1 protein-coding gene is annotated in these 637 nt (G+C 49.3%); it reads left to right on the top strand.

The window, feature by feature from the left end; all coding sequences use genetic code 11:
- Positions 1–106: 106 nt before the first annotated feature.
- A complete protein-coding gene (locus ACOCD2_RS24675) occupies positions 107–325 on the top strand; it encodes an integrase core domain-containing protein (RefSeq protein ID WP_293682365.1) in 219 nt (72 codons plus the stop codon).
- The last annotated feature ends 312 nt before the right edge of the window (positions 326–637 follow it).

Raw genomic sequence — 637 nt, forward strand, 5'->3', positions numbered from 1 at the left:
AGACATTGTTCCCGTGGTTCTCACCGCTTCCAGAAAGGAAGTTACAAGATTGTTATTTTTCATATTTTTTTACCCTGGCCGACTTGTTCCCCTGTTTCTTTAAATGATGGCCCATCGTAGCGCCGTTATGGTGCTATGTGCAAGAAAAAATGGAGAAAAACAAAAAGAGGAGGTCTATCTGAAAGTCTATGACAGCATAGTGGAAGCAAGGACTTCACTCGATATCTACTTCACCTTCTACAATACAGAAAGACGGCATCAGCGCCTTGACCGGCGGACGCCAGATAACGTGTATTATGAGGCGACTGCCAGAAAGGTGATCTGAACCGGGAAAGCACTTATCTTGCTGCCCAATAATTGGGGTCCACTTCTCCTTGGGGTGGGCCAAAATTGTTGGCCGTAGGGGGGGCAGAATAAATGGCCATTAACACCTGGATCCACTGAACGGTCTCTGGGCATCGGTGCAGCGAAAACCGGACCCTCAACAGGATCTGGCCTTCGAGTACCCGGACATGAGATGATGCTTTCCCTGCCTACTCAACAGGCATGGGCCGCGGATTTTGCGGAAATCCGGACGTTTTTCAACAGCCTGTGATTCATTCGGCAGGAAAACAGGCCCCGCGTTTGTCTTGGTCTG

The sequence above is a fragment of the Thiolapillus sp. genome (assembly GCF_048562965.1).
GTDB lineage: Bacteria > Pseudomonadota > Gammaproteobacteria > Chromatiales > Chromatiaceae > Thiolapillus > Thiolapillus brandeum_A.